Annotated in this window: 17 protein-coding genes; 12 read left to right on the forward strand and 5 right to left on the reverse strand. The window is 28.4% G+C overall.

Annotated elements, in window-relative coordinates:
• Nucleotides 1-204 precede the first annotated feature (204 nt).
• Both BTO18_RS04250 and BTO18_RS04255 read left to right on the forward strand, forming a co-directional pair.
• Entirely contained in the window at nt 205-2,637 is a 2,433-nt protein-coding gene (locus tag BTO18_RS04250; protein WP_105015038.1) for a type IA DNA topoisomerase, read from the forward strand.
• Between the two features lie 2 nt (nt 2,638-2,639).
• On the forward strand, nt 2,640-2,972 hold the full coding sequence (locus BTO18_RS04255) for a hypothetical protein (protein WP_105015039.1): 333 nt from the start codon (nt 2,640-2,642) through the stop codon (nt 2,970-2,972).
• Nucleotides 2,973-3,027: 55 nt separating this feature from the next.
• Here BTO18_RS04255 and BTO18_RS04260 read toward each other — a convergent pair whose 3' ends face one another.
• The gene (locus BTO18_RS04260) at nt 3,028-3,249 is read right to left on the reverse strand and encodes a VF530 family protein (protein WP_105017493.1); all 222 of its coding nucleotides are present in this window, start codon (nt 3,247-3,249) and stop codon (nt 3,028-3,030) included.
• Nucleotides 3,250-3,283: 34 nt separating this feature from the next.
• Complete coding sequence (locus BTO18_RS04265) at nt 3,284-4,927, reverse strand: M1 family metallopeptidase (RefSeq protein ID WP_105015040.1); 1,644 nt, start codon at nt 4,925-4,927, stop codon at nt 3,284-3,286.
• Between the two features lie 132 nt (nt 4,928-5,059).
• On the opposite strand from BTO18_RS04265, the gene gcvT reads away from it, so the two are divergent.
• Nucleotides 5,060-6,148, forward strand: a complete 1,089-nt coding sequence (gene gcvT / locus BTO18_RS04270; protein WP_105015041.1) for a glycine cleavage system aminomethyltransferase GcvT — start codon at nt 5,060-5,062, stop codon at nt 6,146-6,148.
• An 85-nt stretch (nt 6,149-6,233) separates the two neighbouring features.
• Here the strand turns inward: gcvT and BTO18_RS04275 are convergent, their stop codons facing one another.
• The gene (locus tag BTO18_RS04275; protein ID WP_105015042.1) at nt 6,234-6,425 is read right to left on the reverse strand and encodes a hypothetical protein; all 192 of its coding nucleotides are present in this window, start codon (nt 6,423-6,425) and stop codon (nt 6,234-6,236) included.
• A gap of 812 nt (nt 6,426-7,237) precedes the next feature.
• On the opposite strand from BTO18_RS04275, the gene BTO18_RS04285 reads away from it, so the two are divergent.
• Nucleotides 7,238-8,065, forward strand: coding sequence for a phosphatase PAP2 family protein (locus BTO18_RS04285; protein WP_105015044.1), 828 nt, complete (start codon nt 7,238-7,240; stop codon nt 8,063-8,065).
• A gap of 221 nt (nt 8,066-8,286) precedes the next feature.
• Here the strand turns inward: BTO18_RS04285 and ychF are convergent, their stop codons facing one another.
• Together ychF and BTO18_RS04295 are read right to left on the reverse strand one after the other, a co-directional pair.
• A complete protein-coding gene (gene ychF, locus BTO18_RS04290) occupies nt 8,287-9,378 on the reverse strand; it encodes a redox-regulated ATPase YchF (protein ID WP_105015045.1) in 1,092 nt (363 codons plus the stop codon).
• A 139-nt stretch (nt 9,379-9,517) separates the two neighbouring features.
• Nucleotides 9,518-9,868 carry a 4Fe-4S dicluster domain-containing protein gene (locus BTO18_RS04295; RefSeq protein ID WP_105015046.1) on the reverse strand — a complete coding sequence of 117 codons (351 nt, stop codon included), beginning with the start codon at nt 9,866-9,868 and terminating at the stop codon, nt 9,518-9,520.
• A gap of 70 nt (nt 9,869-9,938) precedes the next feature.
• Between BTO18_RS04295 and BTO18_RS04300 the strand changes: the two genes are divergently transcribed.
• The 8 genes from BTO18_RS04300 to BTO18_RS04335 all read left to right on the forward strand — a co-directional run bounded on the left by BTO18_RS04300 (nt 9,939) and on the right by BTO18_RS04335 (nt 21,903).
• Entirely contained in the window at nt 9,939-11,000 is a 1,062-nt protein-coding gene (locus tag BTO18_RS04300) for an acyl-CoA reductase (RefSeq protein WP_105015047.1), read from the forward strand.
• A 104-nt stretch (nt 11,001-11,104) separates the two neighbouring features.
• Nucleotides 11,105-12,169, forward strand: coding sequence for a 3-phosphoserine/phosphohydroxythreonine transaminase (gene serC / locus BTO18_RS04305; RefSeq protein WP_105015048.1), 1,065 nt, complete (start codon nt 11,105-11,107; stop codon nt 12,167-12,169).
• A 70-nt stretch (nt 12,170-12,239) separates the two neighbouring features.
• Entirely contained in the window at nt 12,240-13,190 is a 951-nt protein-coding gene (locus BTO18_RS04310) for a D-2-hydroxyacid dehydrogenase (RefSeq protein WP_105015049.1), read from the forward strand.
• 35 nt (nt 13,191-13,225) lie between these two features.
• Nucleotides 13,226-14,461 (forward strand): DUF1015 domain-containing protein, encoded by a 1,236-nt coding sequence (locus BTO18_RS04315; protein WP_105015050.1) that lies wholly within the window; start codon nt 13,226-13,228, stop codon nt 14,459-14,461.
• Nucleotides 14,462-14,498: 37 nt separating this feature from the next.
• Entirely contained in the window at nt 14,499-15,170 is a 672-nt protein-coding gene (locus BTO18_RS04320; RefSeq protein WP_105015051.1) for a YggS family pyridoxal phosphate-dependent enzyme, read from the forward strand.
• Nucleotides 15,171-15,195: 25 nt separating this feature from the next.
• Nucleotides 15,196-16,275 carry an exonuclease domain-containing protein gene (locus tag BTO18_RS04325; protein ID WP_105015052.1) on the forward strand — a complete coding sequence of 360 codons (1,080 nt, stop codon included), beginning with the start codon at nt 15,196-15,198 and terminating at the stop codon, nt 16,273-16,275.
• Between the two features lie 105 nt (nt 16,276-16,380).
• A complete protein-coding gene (locus BTO18_RS04330) occupies nt 16,381-17,859 on the forward strand; it encodes a C1 family peptidase (protein ID WP_105015053.1) in 1,479 nt (492 codons plus the stop codon).
• A gap of 6 nt (nt 17,860-17,865) precedes the next feature.
• A complete protein-coding gene (locus BTO18_RS04335) occupies nt 17,866-21,903 on the forward strand; it encodes a caspase family protein (protein WP_105015054.1) in 4,038 nt (1,345 codons plus the stop codon).
• The last annotated feature ends 22 nt before the right edge of the window (nt 21,904-21,925 follow it).

Genomic DNA, 21,925 nt, shown 5'->3' on the forward strand with positions numbered 1-21,925 from the left:
AAATTAGATGAAGGCAAAAGATATTCTTATAAATATGTTTTAAAAGAACTATCTTAATACAAATTTACTTCTATAAATTAGCTAAATTTAAAGTGAATAAATTATCTAATAGAAAAATTGATTTTACAGGTTAAAAAGTTAAAAAAGGATTTATAAAACTTCTCAATTATTTCCTTATTTTCGACCTCATAAAACTACCCAATATTGAAAGTCTGTATAGCCGAAAAACCAAGTGTTGCAAGAGAAATTGCTAACATTCTAGGAGCCAAAACAAAACGTGATGGTTTCTATGAAGGCAATGGCTATGCTGTAACCTACACTTTTGGGCATTTATGCACACTTTTAGAACCTAAAGATTACAAACCGCATTGGAAAAGTTGGGACTTGAACAATTTACCTATGTTACCAGAACGTTTTGACACGAAAGTTACAGGAGATTCAGGTATCAAAAAGCAGTTTAATATTGTGAAATCTTTATTTGAAAAAGCAGATGTGGTTATCAATTGTGGGGATGCAGGAACAGAAGGAGAATTGATTCAAAGATGGGTCATCAACCAATGTAATTATAAAGGCGAAGTGCAACGTTTATGGATTTCCTCTTTAACAGAAGAAGCCATAAAAGACGGATTTAAGAATTTAGAATCGTCACAAAAATATGATAATCTCTATTATGCTGGTTATTCTAGAGCCATTGGAGATTGGCTATTGGGTTTAAACGCAACTCGTTTATATACGGTTAAATTTGGTGGTTACAAACAAGTATTGTCTGTTGGAAGAGTGCAAACTCCTACTCTAGCAATGTTGGTAAATCGATATTTTGAAATCCAAAATTTTAAGCCTCAACCTTATTGGGAATTGCAAACCACCTACAGAAATACGCTATTTAATTATGAAGATGGTCGTTTTCTAAAAAAAGAAGATGGACAAGTTTTAGCAGATAAAGTTGCGCAATCTGAATTCGAAATTGTTTCTGTTATTAAAAAGAAAGGAAAAGAATACGCTCCAAAATTGTTTGATTTAACAGGATTACAAGTGTATTGCAACAATAAATTCGGGTTTTCTGCGGATGAAACTTTAAAAATGGTGCAGAAATTGTATGAAATGAAAGTAGTTACCTATCCAAGAGTGGATACTACTTTTTTACCCAATGATTTGTATCCTAAAGTCCACGGAATTTTATCAAAACTAACTATTTATTCAGAATTAACACAACCTCTTTTAGGAAAGAAGATAAAGAAAACAAAACGTGTTTTTGATGATAAAAAAGTAACGGATCACCATGCAATAATTCCGACAGGAATTGAAGGAAATTTACAATACAATCAACAAAAGGTTTATGATATTATTACCAAACGTTTCATTGCCGTTTTTTATCCAGATTCTGATGTATCTAACACCTCTGTTATAGGTAAAGCTGCTGAAGTTCCTTTTAAAACAACAGGAAAAGAAATCATTAATAAAGGCTGGAGAGTTGTGTTTGAAGATAAAAATGTCATTGCGAATGAAATGAAGCAATCTGAAAATAATAAAGAGATTACTTCGTCGAAAACTCCTCGTAATGACAAGAATGTTTTACCAACTTTTGTAAAAGGTGAAAAAGGAAAACATGAACCCTCTTTTTTAGAAAAGGAAACAAAACCACCACGAAATTATACAGAAGCTTCTTTATTGAGAGCAATGGAAACTGCTGGCAAACAAGTAGATGATGATGAAATGCGTGAGTTGATGAAAGAAAACGGAATTGGAAGACCATCAACCAGAGCAAGTATTATTGAAACTTTATTTCGAAGAAAATATATTGAGCGTAAAAAGAAACTCGTTTTACCTACACAAACAGGAATTGATCTAATCAACATTATTGATAACGAATTATTAAAATCAGCTGAATTAACAGGTAGATGGGAAAAGCGTTTGAAAGAAATTGAAAGAGGGGAATTCAATGCTGGAACTTTCATCAAAAACATGAAAAAAATGGTTGATGAATTGGTGTATGAAGTACGTTCTAATTCCTCTAAAAAAAGAATATCTTCAAATGTCATTGCGAATGAAATGAAACAATCTACAAATAATAAAAAGATTACTTCGTCCTCAAGTCCTCGTAAAGACAAAAAACAAGTTTCAGGAAAAACCTGTCCAAAATGTAAAAAAGGACAATTATTAAAAGGTTCTTCTGCTTTTGGCTGTTCTGAATATAAAAACAATTGTAAGTTTAAAATTCCTTTTCAATTTTTAGAGAAGAAAATTTCAGAAAATCAAATTATTAGGTTGATTGACAAAGGTTGTACTACCAATTTAAAGGGTTTTAAAATTGATGGAAAATCCACTGAAGGTTTAGTTCGTTTTGATGACAATTTTACTTTGAAATTTGAGCCGAAGCAAAATGTCATTGCGAATGAAATGAAGCAATCTAAAAGTAACAAAGAGATTACTTCGTCGCAAACTCCTCGTAAAGACAGCATAGAAAAAATTCCTTGTCCAAAATGTAAAAAAGGAACTATTCTAAAAGGAAAAACAGCTTACGGTTGTTCTGATTATAAAAATGGATGTGATTTTATTTTCACTTTTGAAAACATCAAAAAAACAGCTAATGGTAAGCCTTTAACTAAAGAATTGGTTTTGGAGATAATATCAATGTAAAAATGAACTATTTATTACTTATTTTACTATTTATAATTGGGGTTTATGTTGAAAAACTAATTAAGAGAGTTAGAGATGATAAACTTGGTTGGAAAGTTCAGAAATTTAATAGAGACAAGATAATTTATTCGGAAAAAATAAATAACAAATGGGAAAGTATTGATATAAGAGCTGGATTTGACATAGGAACTTTTGTTGTTCATTTTGAGAATAAAACTGATTGGAAAGAATACCCTGAATGGGCTCAAGATAGAAATTTAGTTATTGAAAGAGTTCTTTTAAGATTCCCTAAAAAAAAGAACAATGAAATTGATGAAATTGGAAAAATTAAATAATTTTAAAAAAAAAGAGAAAACGAGCTATAGAATAATACTGAATTATTTTCAAAAACTAATCAATCATATTTTTTAAGTAAAATTTTTCTACTTTTTCTCTAGCCCAAGGTGTAGTTCTCAAAAATTTTAATGAAGATTTATACGTTGTATTATTCTTAAAGGCATTAATATTTAAAGAATACCCTAATTCTTCCCAACCATATTCTAAATACAATTCTTCTAAAATTGTGGCTAATTTAATGCCATGTAGTGAATTATTAGGTTGTTCTTTGCTCATTCGTAATTTAATTTTTAAGTATGATATTTGACAATTATTCAATTTTTTTCGCTGTAGCAAAATAATTAATGTCAATTTTTAAATAATTGTTTGTAGTTTTTAGCTTTTTTGTTTTCCAACTCGTTGTTGGTTTTAAATTTACAGCTTTATCATTTATATGAATCTTTACAGACATATTAAATCCATCAACTACATTATTCCATTTGTATTTTAATGTATTATTTTCAATATGATACATTAATTCTGGAATGCGAATGTCTCTTAAATATTGATCAAAAACTTTAGACAAATCTATTTTAGATTTTTTAGATAAATATTTTTCAATCTGTTGTGTTGTAACTGTTTTATGCCAGAATGTTTTATTTAGTCCTTGTAATATTTTTCTCCATTTTCTATCATTATTTATTAAATGACGAATGGTATGCAACATATTAGCACCTTTATAATACATATCTCCAGAACCCGAATTATTTACTCCATAATTACCAATAATTGGCTTGTCATTTTTAATGTTTCTTCTAGTTCCAATAACGTATTCTGAAGCAGCTTTTTTACCATAATAATAGTTTAAATATAAGTTTTCTGAATATGCTGTAAAACTCTCGTGAATCCACATGTCTGCAGCATCTTTATAAGTAATATTATTGGCAAACCATTCGTGACCAGATTCGTGAATGATAATAAAGTCAAACTTTAAACCCCAACCTGTACCCGATAAATCTCTACCTAAATAACCGTTTTTAAATTTATTCCCATAAGTTACTGAACTTTGATGTTCCATGCCTAAATAAGGAACCTCTACTAATTTAAATCCATCCTCATAAAAAGGATATTTTCCAAACCAATGCTCAAAAGCTTTCATCATTTTTGGGGCTTGTTTAAATTGTTTTTTTGCTTTATCCAGATTGTACGAAATTACATAATAGTCCATATCTAATAACCCTCCTTTACCTTTATATTTCTCTGAAAAATGCACAAAATCTCCAATATTCAAATTTACTCCATAGTTATTAATAGGATTTTTAACAGCCCAATGATACGTAGTTGTATTGTCTTTGTGCTTTTCAGTTTCAACTAAATTACCATTAGAAATGTTCATTAAATGAGATGGAACTCGAACACTAATATCCATACTTTCAACTTCATCATACATATGGTCTTTATTAGGCCACCAAACACTAGCTCCTAAACCTTGGCAAGAAGTTGCTATAAAATCGTTTCCGTTTTTATCTTTTTTCCAAGAAAAACCTCCATCCCAAGGTGCATTTTTGGCTTCTTTTGGATTTCCTTCATAATAAACAACAACTGAATTAACAGAACCTACTTTTTGCTCATCAATTAAATTTACAAAATGTGCATTTCCTTCTGAAATTACTTTTAATTCTTTGTTATTTTGTTTGATATTGGTAATTTTTAATGGTGATTGCAAGTCAATTTGCAAGACATTATGAGGCTTTAAAACTTTATATTTTATGGTGTTTTTACCTTTAATAAATTTTGTTTTTGGAAAAATCTGTATATCTAAATGATAATATTTTAAATCCCACCAAATTCTTTCTTTTGTAATAGAACCACGAAGTGTATCTTGTCTTGTAAAATTCTGATTTTGTGCTTTTAATGAGAAATTATTAAAAGAAATCAGAAAAAACAAAAGATATAAGATTTTATAAATTTTCATAGAAAAGGTTTATGGGTTATAATTTCAAATGTAATATTATTTCTTTTCTGATATCAAAATATTAACAGAATATTCATGCCTATTAATTCCTGATTTTTCAATAATTTAGCAGAAAATTAAAGAATTCTATAAATGAAAAATATAGCATTGCATACAACTCATGTAAATTTAGGAGCAAAAATGGTGCCTTTTGCAGGTTATAATATGCCTGTATCCTATAAAGGTGTTACAACTGAACATTTAACTGTTAGAAATGGAGTTGGTGTTTTTGATGTAAGTCATATGGGTGAATTTTTAATTTCTGGTAAAAATGCATTAGCATTAATTCAGAAAGTAACTTCTAATGATGCTTCTAAATTAGAAATTGGTGATGCACAGTATAGCTGTTTCCCTAATGAAGACAATGGAATTGTAGATGATTTAATCTGCTACAGAATCAAAGAGAATACATATTTATTAGTGGTAAATGCTTCTAATATCGAAAAAGACTGGAATTGGATCTTTAAATACAACGAAAAGTTTGGAGCTGATTTAAGAGATTTATCAGAAGATTATTCTTTATTAGCCATCCAAGGACCAAAAGCTGTAGAAGCAATGCAACCTCTATCTTCTTTAGATTTGGCAGGCATTCCTTTTTACAAGTTTAAAATCGGCGATTTTGCAGGTATTGAAAACGTAATTATTTCTGCAACTGGTTATACTGGTTCTGGTGGATTCGAAATTTATTGTAAAAATTCTGAAGTTGAACAAATATGGAATAAAGTTTTTGAGGCAGGTTCTAGTTTTGGCATAAAACCAATAGGATTAGCTGCAAGAGATACATTGCGTTTAGAAATGGGATATTGCTTGTATGGAAACGATATTGATGATACAACATCACCTATCGAAGCTGGTTTAGGTTGGATTACAAAATTTACTAAAGATTTTGTAAACGCTGATGCTTTAGCCAAACAGAAAGAACAAAAACCAGAAAGGCGTTTGGTGGCTTTTGAACTGAATGATAGAGGAATTCCTAGACAAGGTTATGATATAGTTGATGGTAATGGAAACATTATTGGTAATGTAACTTCTGGTACAATGAGTCCAAGTTTGGGTAAAGGAATTGGTTTGGGTTATGTACCAAGAGTATTTGCAAAATCTGGAACTCAAATTCATATTCAGGTTCGTAAAAAGGCAATTCCTGCGACTGTTGTTAAACTTCCCTTTTATAAAAATTTATAAAATATTGTAACATTATAAAATAAAAAAGCAGCCTTATAGCTGCTTTTTTAAAACAAATATTACTGTATCTAACTATTTCTATTTCTTAACTTATTATGGTACTTCCTTTAATAAATGTTAATTCATTTTCTTGAGATTTTACTTCTACTCTTGGTTTACCAAAAAATTCATTGATTAGCATAAAAAGTAAAAAGAAAGCTATTGTAAGCACTGTGTAATCTATAAATTCTGATGCAAAAGCTTTTAAAAAAGTAATTTTATAAAATGATAGTAACATAATTTAGATTTTTCGTTAGTCAAAATTAATAATTAATAACCTTTAACTCTTAATTATTATACGAATGGAAAAATTGTATAGGTGAAATGTTTTTTTTTATAGATAAGAAAAAATAAATAATGATTTTTATTTTAGAATTTTACAAGTTTAGATTTCATTTGATTATTTAAATAACAATAATTTATTATTACTTTTTAATAAAGTTTATTGGTTATATTGAGATGATGTCTTTTTAATCAAAAAATATATGAAGAAGTAGTTTTGGTAAACTTCTAGAACTAATTTAATTCTTATTTAATTTAAATCATAAAAAAATATCCACTGAACAGTGGATATTACATAAGATGTGAGGAATTTTATATTGAATTATAAATTTTATCATAAAATATTTTATCTTCTTTTTCTTTGATTTTTCTAATTCTACTTGATATAAATGCTAAAGCCAAGATAAAAATTAAAGAATATAATACCACATAATAAAAAGATGAGTTTAATAAAAGAGCTTTGTATAATATGATTTCAGAATAGGGATATAACATAATAATTGATTTTAGGGATGAGTAAAAATAACAATTATTTATTATTTATTCTCAAAAAAAATGTTAAATAGATGTCTTATTTAGATCAAAAAGCATTTTTTATTAGATGAATAGTATTTTGATATTCCAAAATTCAGCTTATATACTTAATTTTATTAATATTGCTGTTCTTTTAATTAAATTTTAGAAAAAAGTTTTAATTGAGTTAATTTTTCTAGGAAAAGAGATAATTGAAAATACATATATATAGTTTCTTTGTACAAAATAGAAATTATGAGAAAAACAGCATTAACACTTATTTTATTCTTTATCTTTTCACAACCGATATGTACTCAACAAAACACCTCTCCTTATGAGTGGAAATGGAAAAGAGATGGTATTTGGTTAGGTTCTGGAATCGCAGGTACTGCTTTGGGTTTATCTATTATAAAAAATAAAGAACCTTTTACAGATGCAGAAATTAATAGATTTATTATTCAACAAGATAATATTAATTTTTTAGACAGATGGGTGGCTGGTAAGTATTCTGAAACTGCAAGTAAAAATAGTGATATCCCTTTTACAATGTCATTTGCAGCACCTCTTGTATTACTTTTAGATGATGATGTAAATAACCATACAGGTCAGTTTATGGGGATGTATTTACAAGCCTTAACTACAACATCTACTTTATTTACTATATCTGCAGGAATTACTAGAAGAGCTAGGCCTTATGTGTACAATACCACTACCAAAACTTTAGAAAGTAAAAAAAGAATTACGGCTACAAGATCTTTTTTCTCTGGGCATGTGGCTGCAACTGCTACTGCTAGTTTTTTTGCAGCAAAAGTATATCAAGATTATAACCCAGACTCACCAGCTATACCTTATATTTATGCAGGTGCAGCAATTTTACCAGCAACAGTTGGTTATTTTAGAATGCGAGCAGGTCAGCATTTTTTAACTGATGTATTGGTAGGTTATGGTATAGGAGCCTTGGTTGGATATTACACACCAGTGCTACATCAAAAGAAAAATGAGTCTATCTCATTATCTCCAGTTATGGATCAAAATTTCTTCGGAGAAAATTATCAAGCTATAAGTTTAAAATATGATTTTTAAGTTTTAAAACAAGCTCTCTAAAAAGTATTTTACAGTTCATTATGAGCCCTTCAATTAGCTTCACAAAGTATTCTTATCAATTCTCAACTAAATATACTAAAAATAAAAAATCTAATTTAGTTACATTCAAATGAATTCAAATTTCTACATTACAGCTAAAACGACAGCAAAATTTACTTTTTAGACAGCCTTTAATTTCATGAAAGATTTGGGTAATAGATTTATACATTAAATCTAAAATGCATCACATCTCCATCTTTTACAATATAGTCTTTACCTTCAACTCTCATCTTACCAGCTTCTTTAACTTTGGCTTCCGATCCATAAGTAACATAGTCTTCATAAGAAATGGTTTCTGCTCTAATAAATCCTTTTTCAAAATCAGTGTGAATTACACCTGCAGCTTGTGGTGCAGTTGAACCAATAGGAATTGTCCAAGCTCTAACTTCTTTTACACCTGCTGTAAAATAAGTTTGTAAGTTTAATAATTTATAGGCAGAACGAATTAAACGTGAAACACCAGCTTCTTCTAAACCAATATCTTCTAAAAACATTTGACGCTCTTCATAATCTTCTAACTCTGTAATATCTGCTTCTGTACCCACAGCCAAAACAATAACTTCTGCATCTTCGTCTTTTACAGCTTCTTTTACTTTTTCTACATATTCGTTACCAGATACTGCTGAATTTTCATCAACATTACAAACATATAAAACTGGTTTTGAAGTAATAAACTGTAAAGATTGCACAAACTCTATTTCTTTTTCTGAAAACTCTAAAGCCCTTACAGAAACTCCTTGTAATAAAGTTTCTTCTACTTTTAGTAAAACAACCAACTCTGCTTGTGCTTCTTTATTTCCTGTTTTTGCAGTTCTTTTAACACGCTCTAATCGTTTTTGAACAGTTTCTAAATCCTTTAATTGTAACTCAATATCAATCGTTTCTTTATCTCTTACAGGATTAATAGAATTATCAACATGAATAATATTATCATTATCAAAACAACGTAAAACGTGTAAAATAGCATCCGTTTCACGAATATTTGCCAAAAACTGATTTCCTAAACCTTCTCCTTTGCTAGCACCTTTTACCAAACCAGCAATATCTACAATCTCAACTGTAGCAGGAATTACTTTTTCTGGATTTACCAATTCTTCAAGTTTTTCTAATCGTTCATCAGGAACATTTACAACACCTAAATTAGGTTCAATTGTACAAAAAGGAAAATTTGCACTTTGTGCTTTTGCGTTTGATAAACAGTTAAATAAAGTTGATTTTCCTACATTTGGTAATCCTACAATTCCTGCTTTCATTTTCTTTGTATTTAAGATAAAATATGCAAAACCAAAATTAGATTTTTGCGGTGCAAATATAAATGTTTTAAAAATAAAAAATTCCGAATTTAATTCGGAATTTTAAGCTATTTTTTTTCATCTAAAAGATTAAATCTAGTTACTCATTATGCATAAAAGCTTGTTTTCCTAACAATTCTTCTTCAGTTTCTACAATATCTTCATCAGGTACACAACAATCTACAGGGCAAACTGCAGCACATTGTGGCTCTTCATGAAAGCCCATACATTCTGTACACTTATCAGGAGCTATATAATAAATTTCATCAGAAATAGGTTCTTGGTCTTCATCAGCATTAACTTCTTTTCCGTTTGGTAAAACAACATTTCCACTTAAATCTGTACCATCTGCATATTTCCAATCATCTGCACCTTCGTAAATTGCAGTATTTGGGCATTCAGGTTCGCAAGCCCCACAATTTATACATTCATCTGTTATTATAATTGCCATAATTTTCTTTTCTGTTTTTGTACATTTGCAAGTGCAAAAATAACCCCAAAAATAGTTACAACCAAAATAAATGAACAGTATTCAAAATAGAATTGAGGCTTTCGTAAAATTAGGCACTTTTTTAAGTCAATTTTCTAATAATAAGATTGATAAAAAAGAAAATATTGAACATAATGATTTATTTTTTGATGGATTTATACATCAAATTAAATTGGCACAAGAAAATAATTCTTGGTTTACAAAAGATAATATTCTATTTGCTCTAGAAAGTTGGTCAAAAACTTTGACAGAATCCGACTTAAATGGCTTTGTAAATACAATCGATTTTGATAAACAATCAGATAAAAAAGTTGCTATAATTATGGCAGGAAATATTCCTCTGGTTGGTTTCCACGATTTTTTATCAGTATTAATTTCAGGTCATTCAGTTTTGGTAAAACAATCCTCAAGTGACAGGCACTTATTACCCTTTTTAGCAAAATATTTGGAGTATGTAGAAAAAAATTTTAAAGGAAAAATAACATTTACAGAAAAAAAATTAACCGATTTCGATGCCATAATTGCAACAGGAAGCAATAATACAGCTCGTTATTTTGAGTATTATTTTAAAGACAAACCCAGTATTATCAGAAAAAGTAGAAATTCTGTAGCTGTAATTACAGGTAAAGAAACTGAAGAAGATTTTATCAATTTAGCTGATGATGTTTTTCAATATTTTGGATTAGGTTGTAGATCTGTTTCTAAATTATATGTCCCAAAAGATTTTAATTTTGACTTATTTTTTACAGGAATGTATACTAAAAAAGATATCATCAACAATGCAAAGTATGCCAATAATTACGATTATAACAAAGCAGTATATTTGATGAGTGAATTCGATTTGTTAGAAAATGGTTTTTTAATGATTAAGGAAGATGAAAGCTACTCCTCTCCTATTGCCACTATTTTTTATGAATATTATGACAATGAAATCGATTTAAAAATAAAATTACATCAAGATAAAGAAAAGATTCAATGTATTGTTGCCAAAGACTTTATAGAAAATGAAGTTGCTTTTGGGCAAACACAACATCCACAATTAACAGATTATGCTGATGGGGTAAATACGCTTGAATTTTTATCAAAAATATAAAATTAATCCTGTCATTGCGAAGTAAAATGGAATTTTACTGTGGCAATCTCCTTTTCTGTAAAGAGATTACTTCATTCCATTCGTAATGACTAACCAAAACAAAAATGAAAAAACATAATTTTAGTGCAGGACCTTGTATTCTGCCCCAAGAAGTATTACAAAAAGCATCAGAAGCAATCATAAATTTTAATAATGATGATTTATCATTGATAGAAATATCACACAGAAGTAAACCTTTTGTTGCTGTGATGGAAAAAGCAAGAAGTTTAGCTTTAGAATTACTAGGTTTAGAAGGCAAAGGCTACAAAGCGTTGTTTTTACAAGGTGGTGCAAGTATGGAGTTTTTAATGGTTGCTTACAACTTATTAAACAAGAAAGCAGCCTATTTAAATACAGGAACTTGGTCTGACAAAGCCATAAAAGAGGCAAAAGCATTTGGAAAATTGATAGAAGTAGCTTCTTCTAAAGATAAAGGTTATTCGTATATTCCAAAAGTATATTCAATACCAGAGGATTCTGATTATTTTCACTGTACAAGCAATAATACAGTTGCAGGAACTCAAATTAAAGAATTCCCAGAAACCAATGTCCCTTTGATTTGTGATATGAGTTCAGATATTTTTTCACGTCAATTAGATTTTGAAAAGTTTGACTTGATTTATGCTGGAGCACAAAAAAATATGGGGCCAGCAGGAACAACTTTAGTCATTATTAAAGAAGAAATTTTAGGAAAAGTTGAAAGACACATCCCATCAATGTTAAATTATCAAATTCATATTGATAAAGATAGTATGTTTAATACGCCTTCAGTTTTTGCAGTGTACGTTTCTATGCTCACTTTACAATGGTTAAAAGATTTAGGAGGAATCTCATTTATTGAAGAAGTTAACAATAAAAAAGCTGCTCTTTTATATAATGAAATAGACAGAAACCCATTATTCAAAGGAATTGTAGCCAAAGAGGATAGATCTACAATGAATGCAACATTTGTTTTAACTGATGATTCTTTAAAAGAAAAGTTCGATAAAATGTGGCAAGAAGCTGGCATAAATGGTTTAAATGGTCATAGAAGTGTTGGAGGCTACAGAGCAAGTATGTACAATGCTTTGCCTTTATATAGTGTACAAGCTTTGGTAGATGTGATGCAAGAATTAGAAAGAAAAAATTAATGTAACAATTTGAAAATTTGAAGATGTAACAATTTTTAAATATTTCAATTTTTGAATATTTGAATAAAAGATGAAAATATTAGCAAACGATGGAGTTTCTCAAAGCGGAATTGACGCTTTAGAAAAAGAAGGATTTGAAGTAATCACAGTTAAAGTTGCTCAAAATCAATTGGAAAACTATATCAATAAAAATAATATTGATGCAATTTTGGTACGAAGTGCAACACAAGTTCAACAAGAATTGATTGATGCTTGCCCTTCTTTAAAATTGATTGGAAGAGGTGGTGTTGGTATGGATAATATAGATGTAGAATATGCCATAGATCAAGGATTGCATGTAATTAATACACCTGCAGCTTCTTCAAGTTCTGTTGCTGAATTGGTTTTTGCTCATCTTTTTGGAATGGTACGTTTTTTACATTCTTCCAACAGAGAAATGCCTTTAGAAGGTGATTCTAGGTTTAAAGCACTAAAAAAAGCATACTCACAAGGAACTGAATTACGAGGAAAAATTATTGGTATTATTGGTTTTGGGAGAATTGGTCAAGAGGTTGCAAAAATTGCGATAGGTCTTGGTATGAAAGTTTTAGCCACTGATAATTTTATTGATTCAGCAGACATAACTTTAGACTTTTTTAATGGTCAAAAATCAACATTCACAATTGATACTATTAGCTTTGACGAGGTTTTAAATGAAGCAGATTTTATTACATTACATGTACCTGCTCAAGAAAATTATATCATATCTGCATCTGAATTTGAAAAAATGAAGGATGGTATTGGCATTATCAACGCAGCTAGAGGAGGTGTTTTAAATGAAGTAGATTTAGTAAGTGCTTTAAAAAGTGGAAAAGTACAATATGCTGGTTTAGATGTTTTTGAGACTGAACCTACACCTGCTGTTCAATTATTAATGAATTCCGAAATTTCGTTAACACCTCATATTGGAGCTGCAACAAAAGAGGCTCAAAATAGAATTGGGTTAGAATTAGCCGAACAAATTATCAAATTATTAGGATAAAAAATCGCTTAAAGCACAATACCTAAAAACTAAAAATGGCAACAGTAAAGCCTTTTAAAGCAGTTAGACCAAGCAGAGATAAAGTGGCTCTGGTGTCTTCAAAGTCTTATGAAGCATACACTCCTGCTGAATTAGGTGCTAAGCTAGATTTTAATCCGTTTACATTTTTACATGTAATTAATCCTGGTTATAAATACCATCAAGAAGTTTCTGGTTCACAACGTTTTAAACTAGTTCATAATCGATATTTAGAGTTTAAAGAAAATAAAATTTTTATTCAAGATGAAGCTCCAGCTTTTTACATTTACGAAAGAATAGACATAAGCCATTCTTATTGTGGTATTATAGCTGCCACCAGTGTTCAAGATTATTTAGAGAATGTTATAAAAAAACATGAGGATACAATTAGTAAAAGAGAACAACTTTTTCAAAATTATTTAAAAATTACTGGGTTTAATGCAGAACCAGTATTATTAACCTTTAAGGATGATGAAACAATATCACAAATCATTCAAAATGAAAAAGAAAAAAGACCTGAATATGAATTTTCTACAACCGATAGAAGATTACACAAATTATGGTTAATTACTGATAAGAAAACTATTTCTCAAATTACAAGAGCATTTAAAAAAATTGATGCCTTATATATTGCAGATGGTCATCATAGAACTGCCTCTTCTGCCCTACTTTCAAAAAACTTAAAAGAAGAAAATCTAAAACATACAGGTAATGAGGCTTATAATTATTTTATGAGTTACTTAATACCAGAATCTAATTTAAATATTTCTGAATTCAATAGATTTATTACAGATTTAAATGGGCTTTCAGCTGATGAGTTTTTAATGCAATTAGATGAAACATTTCGCATAGAAAATAGAGGTCAACAATTGTATAAACCCTCAAAAAAACATCATTTTAGCATGTATTTAAATGGTGAGTTTTATTCGTTGTATTTAAGAAAAAACAACTACCTGTTTACTGATGCATTAAGTAGATTGGATGCAGAAATTTTATACAGAACTATTTTAAACCCTATTTTAGGAATTAAAGACCTGACAAATAATGATAGAATTTACTACGCTCAAAACAAGGTAGATTCTATCTCATTAAAAACCAAAGTAGATAGTGGCTTGTTTAAAGTTGGTTTTGGGTTAATACCTGTTACTGTTAATGAAATGAAAGAAATTGCAGATAATAATTTAAAAATGCCACCTAAAACTACTTATATACAACCAAAGTTAAGAAGTGGTTTAACAATGTATGAATTTTGATGCTGAACCAGTTTTAGCATCTTTTTAATTTAAAAAGATGAGCGTAAAAGAAAATTTAGAAAATATAAAATCTAATTTACCAAAAAATGTAATTCTTGTTGCAGTATCTAAAACCAAACCTGTTGAAGACTTGCAAGAAGCCTATAATGCTGGGCAGCGGATTTTTGGTGAAAATCGAATACAAGAAATGGCAGAAAAATACGAGCAACTGCCAAAAGATATTCAATGGCACATGATTGGTCATTTACAAAGTAACAAAATAAAATATATGGCTCATTTTGTAGACTTGATTCATGGTGTAGATAAATTAAAGACATTAAAGGAAATTAATAAACAAGCCAAAAAAAATAATAGAATTATCAATTGTTTATTGCAAGCAAAAATTGCTGAAGAAGATTCTAAATTCGGTTTAACTTTTGATGAAATTACTAATATTTTAACATCAGAAAAATTATCAGAACTTGAAAATATTACAATTGTAGGTCTAATGGGTATGTCTACTTTTACTGATAATAAAACTCAAATTGATAAAGAATTTGCATCCTTAAAAAATTACTTTCAGAATACAAAAAAGCATCAAACAACAAACTGCAATTTACATACGTTATCTATGGGAATGAGTGGAGATTATGATATAGCTATTAAAAACGGAAGTAATATGATTAGAGTTGGTAGCTCTATATTTGGTAAACGAGATTATAATCAGTAAATTTCGCCTCAAAAAGGAAAAGAAATTGTACGCTATTTTAGATATTGAAACAACTGGGGGTAAATTTAATGAAGAAGGTATTACTGAAATAGCCATCTATAAGTTTGACGGTTATGAAATTACTGATCAATTCATTTCTTTAGTAAACCCTGAAAAAACAATTCAAGATTTTGTTGTAAAACTAACTGGTATTAATAACAAAATGTTACGAAATGCTCCTAAATTTTTTGAAGTTGCAAAACGTATTGTTAAAATAACAAAAAACTGTATTATTGTTGCTCATAATTCTGCTTTTGATTATCGAATTTTAAGAACAGAGTTCCAACGTTTAGGATTCGATTTTGAAAGAAACACCCTGTGTACTGTTGAGTTAAGTCAAAAATTAATAGAAAATCAGCCTTCGTACAGTTTAGGAAAACTCACGAGAGCTTTAGGTATACCAATAACAGATAGGCATAGAGCAAATGGTGATGCTTTAGCTACTGTAAAATTATTCAAATTATTATTAGAAAAAGATACTGAAAAATCTATTATCCAGAATTCTATAAAATATTTTGATAAACGTTTAGAAAAAGAAAGACTCAAAAATTTAATTGATAAATTACCAGCTACTAATGGTGTTTTTTACATTCATGATTCTAATGGTAAAGTGATTTATATTGGTAGAGGTAAAAACATCAAAAATGAAATAAATAAACTTTTTTTAAAAAATACTAGAAGAGCTGTAAAAATTCAGGAAAGAGCAATATCTGTGTCTTTTGATAAAACTGGTAGCGAACTTTTTACACGATTAAAGTACTATTTAGAGTTAGAAAAAATCAAACCAAAATTTAATTTTAAAAGAAAATTTAAAATTACTGAAGATAATTTTAATAATGATGATTTTTTAATTATAGAAAAAGGTCGTGAAGTAGAAGAAAAAGCAATTATCTATATCAAAGAAAATAGTGCTAATAGCTATGGATATACCAATCTAGCTTTTCAAGAAAATAATATTGACATTCTAAAATCAGTTTTAACTACTATAGAAGAAAAAGAAATTGCTAAAACTATTATCAAAAACTATTTAAATAGAAACAAAGTTCAAAAAATTATTAGATTATAATCTAGTAAAAAAACTCAACTATCAATTATAAAAATACGTCAAATGACGTATTTTTTTTTATATATTTAGTCACCAACTTTGTTTTGTGTCATTAAAATATAAAAAATGAAAAAATCCGGATTATTTTGTGTTGCAATTTTATTCTCATTTTTACTAAATGCTCAAGATGAAGAATATGCTACTGGTTTAGATTTTAGCCAAGAAAAGTATGAATCTGTACCTTTATCTGCACCAATTTTAACAAGAAGTTTTACTAGACTTCCAAAAAGTTATAGCCTAAAACCTTATGCTCCTACTCCAGGAAACCAAGGTAATCAGCCATCTTGTGTTGGTTGGGCAAGTGGTTATGGAGCTAAAACAATTGCTTATGCAATAAAAAACAATTGGAAATATAACAAAACTAAAATCAACCAAAATACGTTTTCACCTTCATTTATTTATAATCAAATAAAAGCTTATGGAGATAATAATTGTAAAAGAGGTTCTTTTATAGCAGATGCAATGAAATTGATGAATAATTCTGGTATTTTAAAAAAAAATGAGTTTGGGTATAATCCTAATAACTGTACAACTAAACCAAATAGTTATGCTTTGCAAAAAGCAAGAAATAATAAAATAGCAACTTTTGAAAGATTGGCAAGATGGGATAATCCATATAATTTGGTAAGTAAAGTAAAAAAAGCCATATCAAGTAAAAACCCGGTTGTAATTGGTATGTTTAAATATGGGAGATTAAGTGGTCCAGGTGATTTATGGACGGCTCCAACTGTAGCATCTAAAGGAGGTCATGCAATGGTTGTTGTAGGATATGATGATAACAAATATGGTGGTGCTTTTGAAATTATGAATTCTTGGGGAACTCGTTTTAGAAATGGTGGTTTTTTCTGGGTAAGATATAATGATTTCAAAAACTATGTAAAAACCGCTTATGTGTTGGTAGATAACACTGGTTCCATTCCCAATAAAGTAATTAATAATAATACAACAACTACAAAAAAGTATAATACAATTTCTGGAGAAATTACATTAAAATTGAGCAATGGTAGAAGTATGCCTTCTACATTAAGTAGCGAAGCAAAAAGAAATTTTAATATTGTTAAAGCTACTAAAAACAAAAAATTAAAGACAACTTACGCAATTAATAAATCTTATAGTTCTGGTACACAGTTTAGAATCTATTTAAAAAGTAAACAAAGAGGTTATGTTTATTTAATAGGTTATGGAGGTTCAGATAAGTCTGTAAACAAGTTGTATCCTTTCGAAAACTTTAGCCCATTTTTTAATTACACTAATAGTGAAATTGCAATACCTAATGAAGATTATTATATAGAGTTTGATAATAAACCTGGGCAAGATATACTTTGTGTTTTATACAGTAAAGAACGTTTAGATATTAATAGCATCATTAGTAAAGCAAAATATGGCCCTAGTGATTTTGTTGCTAACATAAAAAAAGCATTGCAATACAAAACATTTAAAGGCAATGAAGTTGATTTTAATACTAATAAAATTGCTTTTAACGCATCTTCATCATCTTACACTTCGAAAGTAGTGCCTATATTTATTTCTGTTAATCATCAATAAAAAAATATGAAACTTAAACTATTTATTCTTTTTCTTCTTTTCGCTTCAAGTTTCACGCTAGTAAGTCAAAATAATTATGTGTATCAAGAAGAATTTTATAATCAAGGAACTTGGACAAAAGGGAATGATGATATTAGAGAACTTAAAGTTAATAATGGTAAATACTATTTTCAACATAAAAAAAATGAAGGTAGTAGGCATATAACTACAAGGTCTTTTACGATTGATTTTAATCGTAATTTCGAGATTGAAACATCAATTTTAAAAGTTTCTGGAGTACAAGATTATGGAATGTCTTTCTTATTCGATTATAAAGATTCAAATAATTATACAGAATTTGGAATTACATCTACAGGTTATTATAGGGTAGCAGAAACTAATAGTGGTACATATAGAAACATAAAAAGTTGGACCAGTTCTTCTAGTGTTAAAAAAGGAAATTACGCTACAAATAAATTAACAATTAAAAAGATTGGCAATAGAATTACTTTCTATGTGAATAATGCATACATGTATGGTATGGATTTTAAATCTTTTAAAGGTAATAAATTGGGTTTTCTTTTATATAAAAATCAAAAAGTTGCTATAGATTATTTTAGAGTAAAATATACAGATGTTGCTACAACTAACACTGTTACAAAAAATACTAATTCTAAAACCATTCTTTTTGAGGGTTTTAATAATAATGATAATCAATGGTCTATATCTAACACAGAAAATGTTAGACTAGCAATAGAAAATGGCAATTATAATATTAATCATAAAAGAGAAACTGGAGGCTGGGCAACTACTATAAAAAAATATATAAATACTTCTCGAGATTATAGAATTACGGCTCAAATAAAAAAATCATCAGGTATCCAAAATAATGGTTATGGAATTACTTTTGGAAAAAAAGACAATAATAACCTAAATAATTTTTTAGTTTCTGGTGATGGTTCTTTTAAAGTTGTAAAATTTGATAATGGTACTAAAACTACAGTTAAAAACTGGACAAAATCTAGCAAAATAAAAACAGGAAATGGAGTTTATAACTACTTAAAAATAGAGAAACAAGGCACTGCATATAAGTTTTTTATAAATAGTAATCTAGTACATACAAGTTACAGTATAAAATCTTATGGTGATAGTATGGGGTTTATTCTTTATGATAGGCAAGCAATTTCTGTTGGTTATGTTAACCTTGCTTATATTGATAGTAAAGGTTCTACTACAATTAAAAAAAGCACCAATTCTCATGTTTCTAAAGAGACCATTATTTTTGATGGTTTTACAGACAATAAGAACAATTGGTCTACTACTAAAAATCAAAATATAGAGTTAGACGTAAAAAATGGAAACTACTATATAAACCATAAGCGAGAAAAAGGTGGTTGGTCTTCCACATCAAAAAAATACATAAACACTTCAAGAGATTTTAAAATTCTTGCAGATATAAAAAAAGAAAGCGGAATTTTAAACAATGGTTATGGAATTGTTTTTGGAAGAAAAGATTCTGATAACCAAAATTTATTTTTTATAAATGGTAATGGTTCTTATTCTATTAACAAATTAAAAAATGGTAAGAATAACTATTTAAAAAATTGGGTTGCCTCAAATTCTATAAGAAAAGGAAATGGTGGTTATAATGTTTTAAAAGTTGTAAAAGTAGGTTCAAAATTAGAGTATTACATCAATAATGTAAAGGTATACACAGATTATAATCCAGAGTTTTTTGGTGATAGACTTGGTTTTATTGTCTATGACAGACAAAAAATTTCTGTTGCTTATTTAAGCGTTGGCTATTTAGACAAGAAATCAACCGTAAATTACAACAAAACTAACATTGATAATATCGAAAACTACTCTTATAACAATAATGGTTTTCAATTTAGTGAACAATTTATAAACACTAACAACCCTTGGTTTATAGGAAGTGATGAAAAGAAAGATTTTAAAATAAAAGATGGTAAATATTACCTAAATCATAAAAGAGATGAAAAAGGGTGGGCAACATATCTTAATAATGACATAGATACAAGTAAAGATTTTGAAATTGAAACCAAAATTGATAAAATTAGTGGTAAAACTAACTATGGATATGGTTTAATTTTTGGTAAAAAAGGTAGTAGTGATTTTCGATTTTATATTTCGTCTAATGGCTATTATAAAGTATCAAGAATGATTGATAATAACGAAGAAGTTATTCAAAAATGGGTAACAAGTAGTTATGTAAATACTGGTAATCTAAAATCGAATACATTAAAGGTAAAAAAAGAAAATGGCTATTATAAATTTTACATTAATGGTAGTTATGTATATCAAATGGAGTTTGAAAATTTCTTTGGTAACGATCTTGGTTATGTAGTTTATAATAATCAAGAAATTGCTGTTGATTATGTAAGAGTTAAATATTTAAATCAAAATAAAACTGTAGTAAGAAATAATAAAATACTTAACTTACCATTAAAAGAGAATTTTTTAAGTAATAATAATGGGTGGGCTACTGATAATGTAGAGAATTACTCTTCAAAAGTGAATAATGGAAAACTAACCATCCATAGAAAAAAAGAAGGTGGCATTTTTATAAGTAAAGATGTAAACATAAATACCAATAAAGACTTTATCATAGAAACTTCTATAAGTAGAGAAAAATCTGGAGCTACAGGTTTGTATGGGTTAACGTTTGGAAGAAAAAACTCAAGCAATGAATATACATTCTTAATCAGTACAAATGGCAGTTATATGTTTAGAAAGTTTGATAACAATAATTACGTTAAAATCATTCCATTTACTCCAAATAAGGCAGTAAAAACTGGTATTTCACAAAAAAATAAACTAAAGATTGTAAAATCTGGTAAACTCTTACGTTTTTATATCAACGATAAATATTTAAATGAAGCTACTTTTCAAGAATTTTATGGAAATAAAATAGGATTTACTGCATATCATGAACAAAAAATTGCTGTTGATTATTTAAATATTAAATACCAAACAGATAGTTATAACAACCCACCACTTGTAGTAATTTCAGAACCAGATGTAGATGTAAAAAGAGGATTCAAAATTGTAAAAACAAAGAAAATTAAAGTTAGAGGAAAAGCAACAGATAAAGATGGTATTTATGAGGTTCTAATTAACGGTATAGATGCACAAGTTTTTGAAGACGGTTCTTTTGTAGCGAATGTACCTTTAAAAATAGGTAGTAATGATCTTGTGGTTAAAGCCACTGATATTAAACAAGCATCATCAACCAAAACATTTAGAATAAAAAGAAAATCACCACAGGTAGATATTGTAAACCCGAATATAAATCCAAATGTAAATCCTGTTGCTAAACTAGATATTGGTTTTGGTAAATACTATGCTCTTTTAATTGGGGTTAGCGATTATAATGATGCCAGTAATGTACCAGATTTAGAAGGTTTACCTACTAAAGATGCACAAGACTTAAAAAATGTATTGGTAAATAAATACAATTTTGAAAATGAGAATGTTATAATGCTCAACAATAGTCCAACAGAAAATCAAATATTGAGAGAGTTTGTAAAACTGAAGAAAAAGATAACTAATAAAGACAATGTTTTAATCTTTTATGCAGGGCATGGTATTTACGATGAAGCCACAGAAACTGGTAGTTGGTTACCTTCTGATGCAGATCCTGAATATGGACTAAATATGATTAGTAATTCAACTATAAAAGATTATATTAAAGGAATAAACTCCAAACATACACTACTAATCTCTGATGCCTGTTTTAGTGGATCAATCTTTAAAACAAGATCCTACAAAAATGCACCTAAATCTATTACTAGAAAATTTGAATTGCCAAGTAGAAAGGCAATTACAAGCGGTACTTTAAAAACAGTACCAAATAAAAGTGTATTCTTAAAATATTTAATAGATCGATTAAATAAAAATACATCACCGTATTTAACAGCTCGTAAAATATTTGATAATATAGAAGAGCCAGTAATGAATAATAGTAAGAATGTACCTCAATATGGAACCATTCAAGAAGTAGGTGATGAAGGTGGAGATTTTATTTTTATCAGAAGAAACTAATCAAACTTCCAATTAAATTTAA

This window comes from Polaribacter porphyrae, assembly GCF_002954685.1.
Taxonomy (GTDB): Bacteria; Bacteroidota; Bacteroidia; order Flavobacteriales; family Flavobacteriaceae; genus Polaribacter; species Polaribacter porphyrae.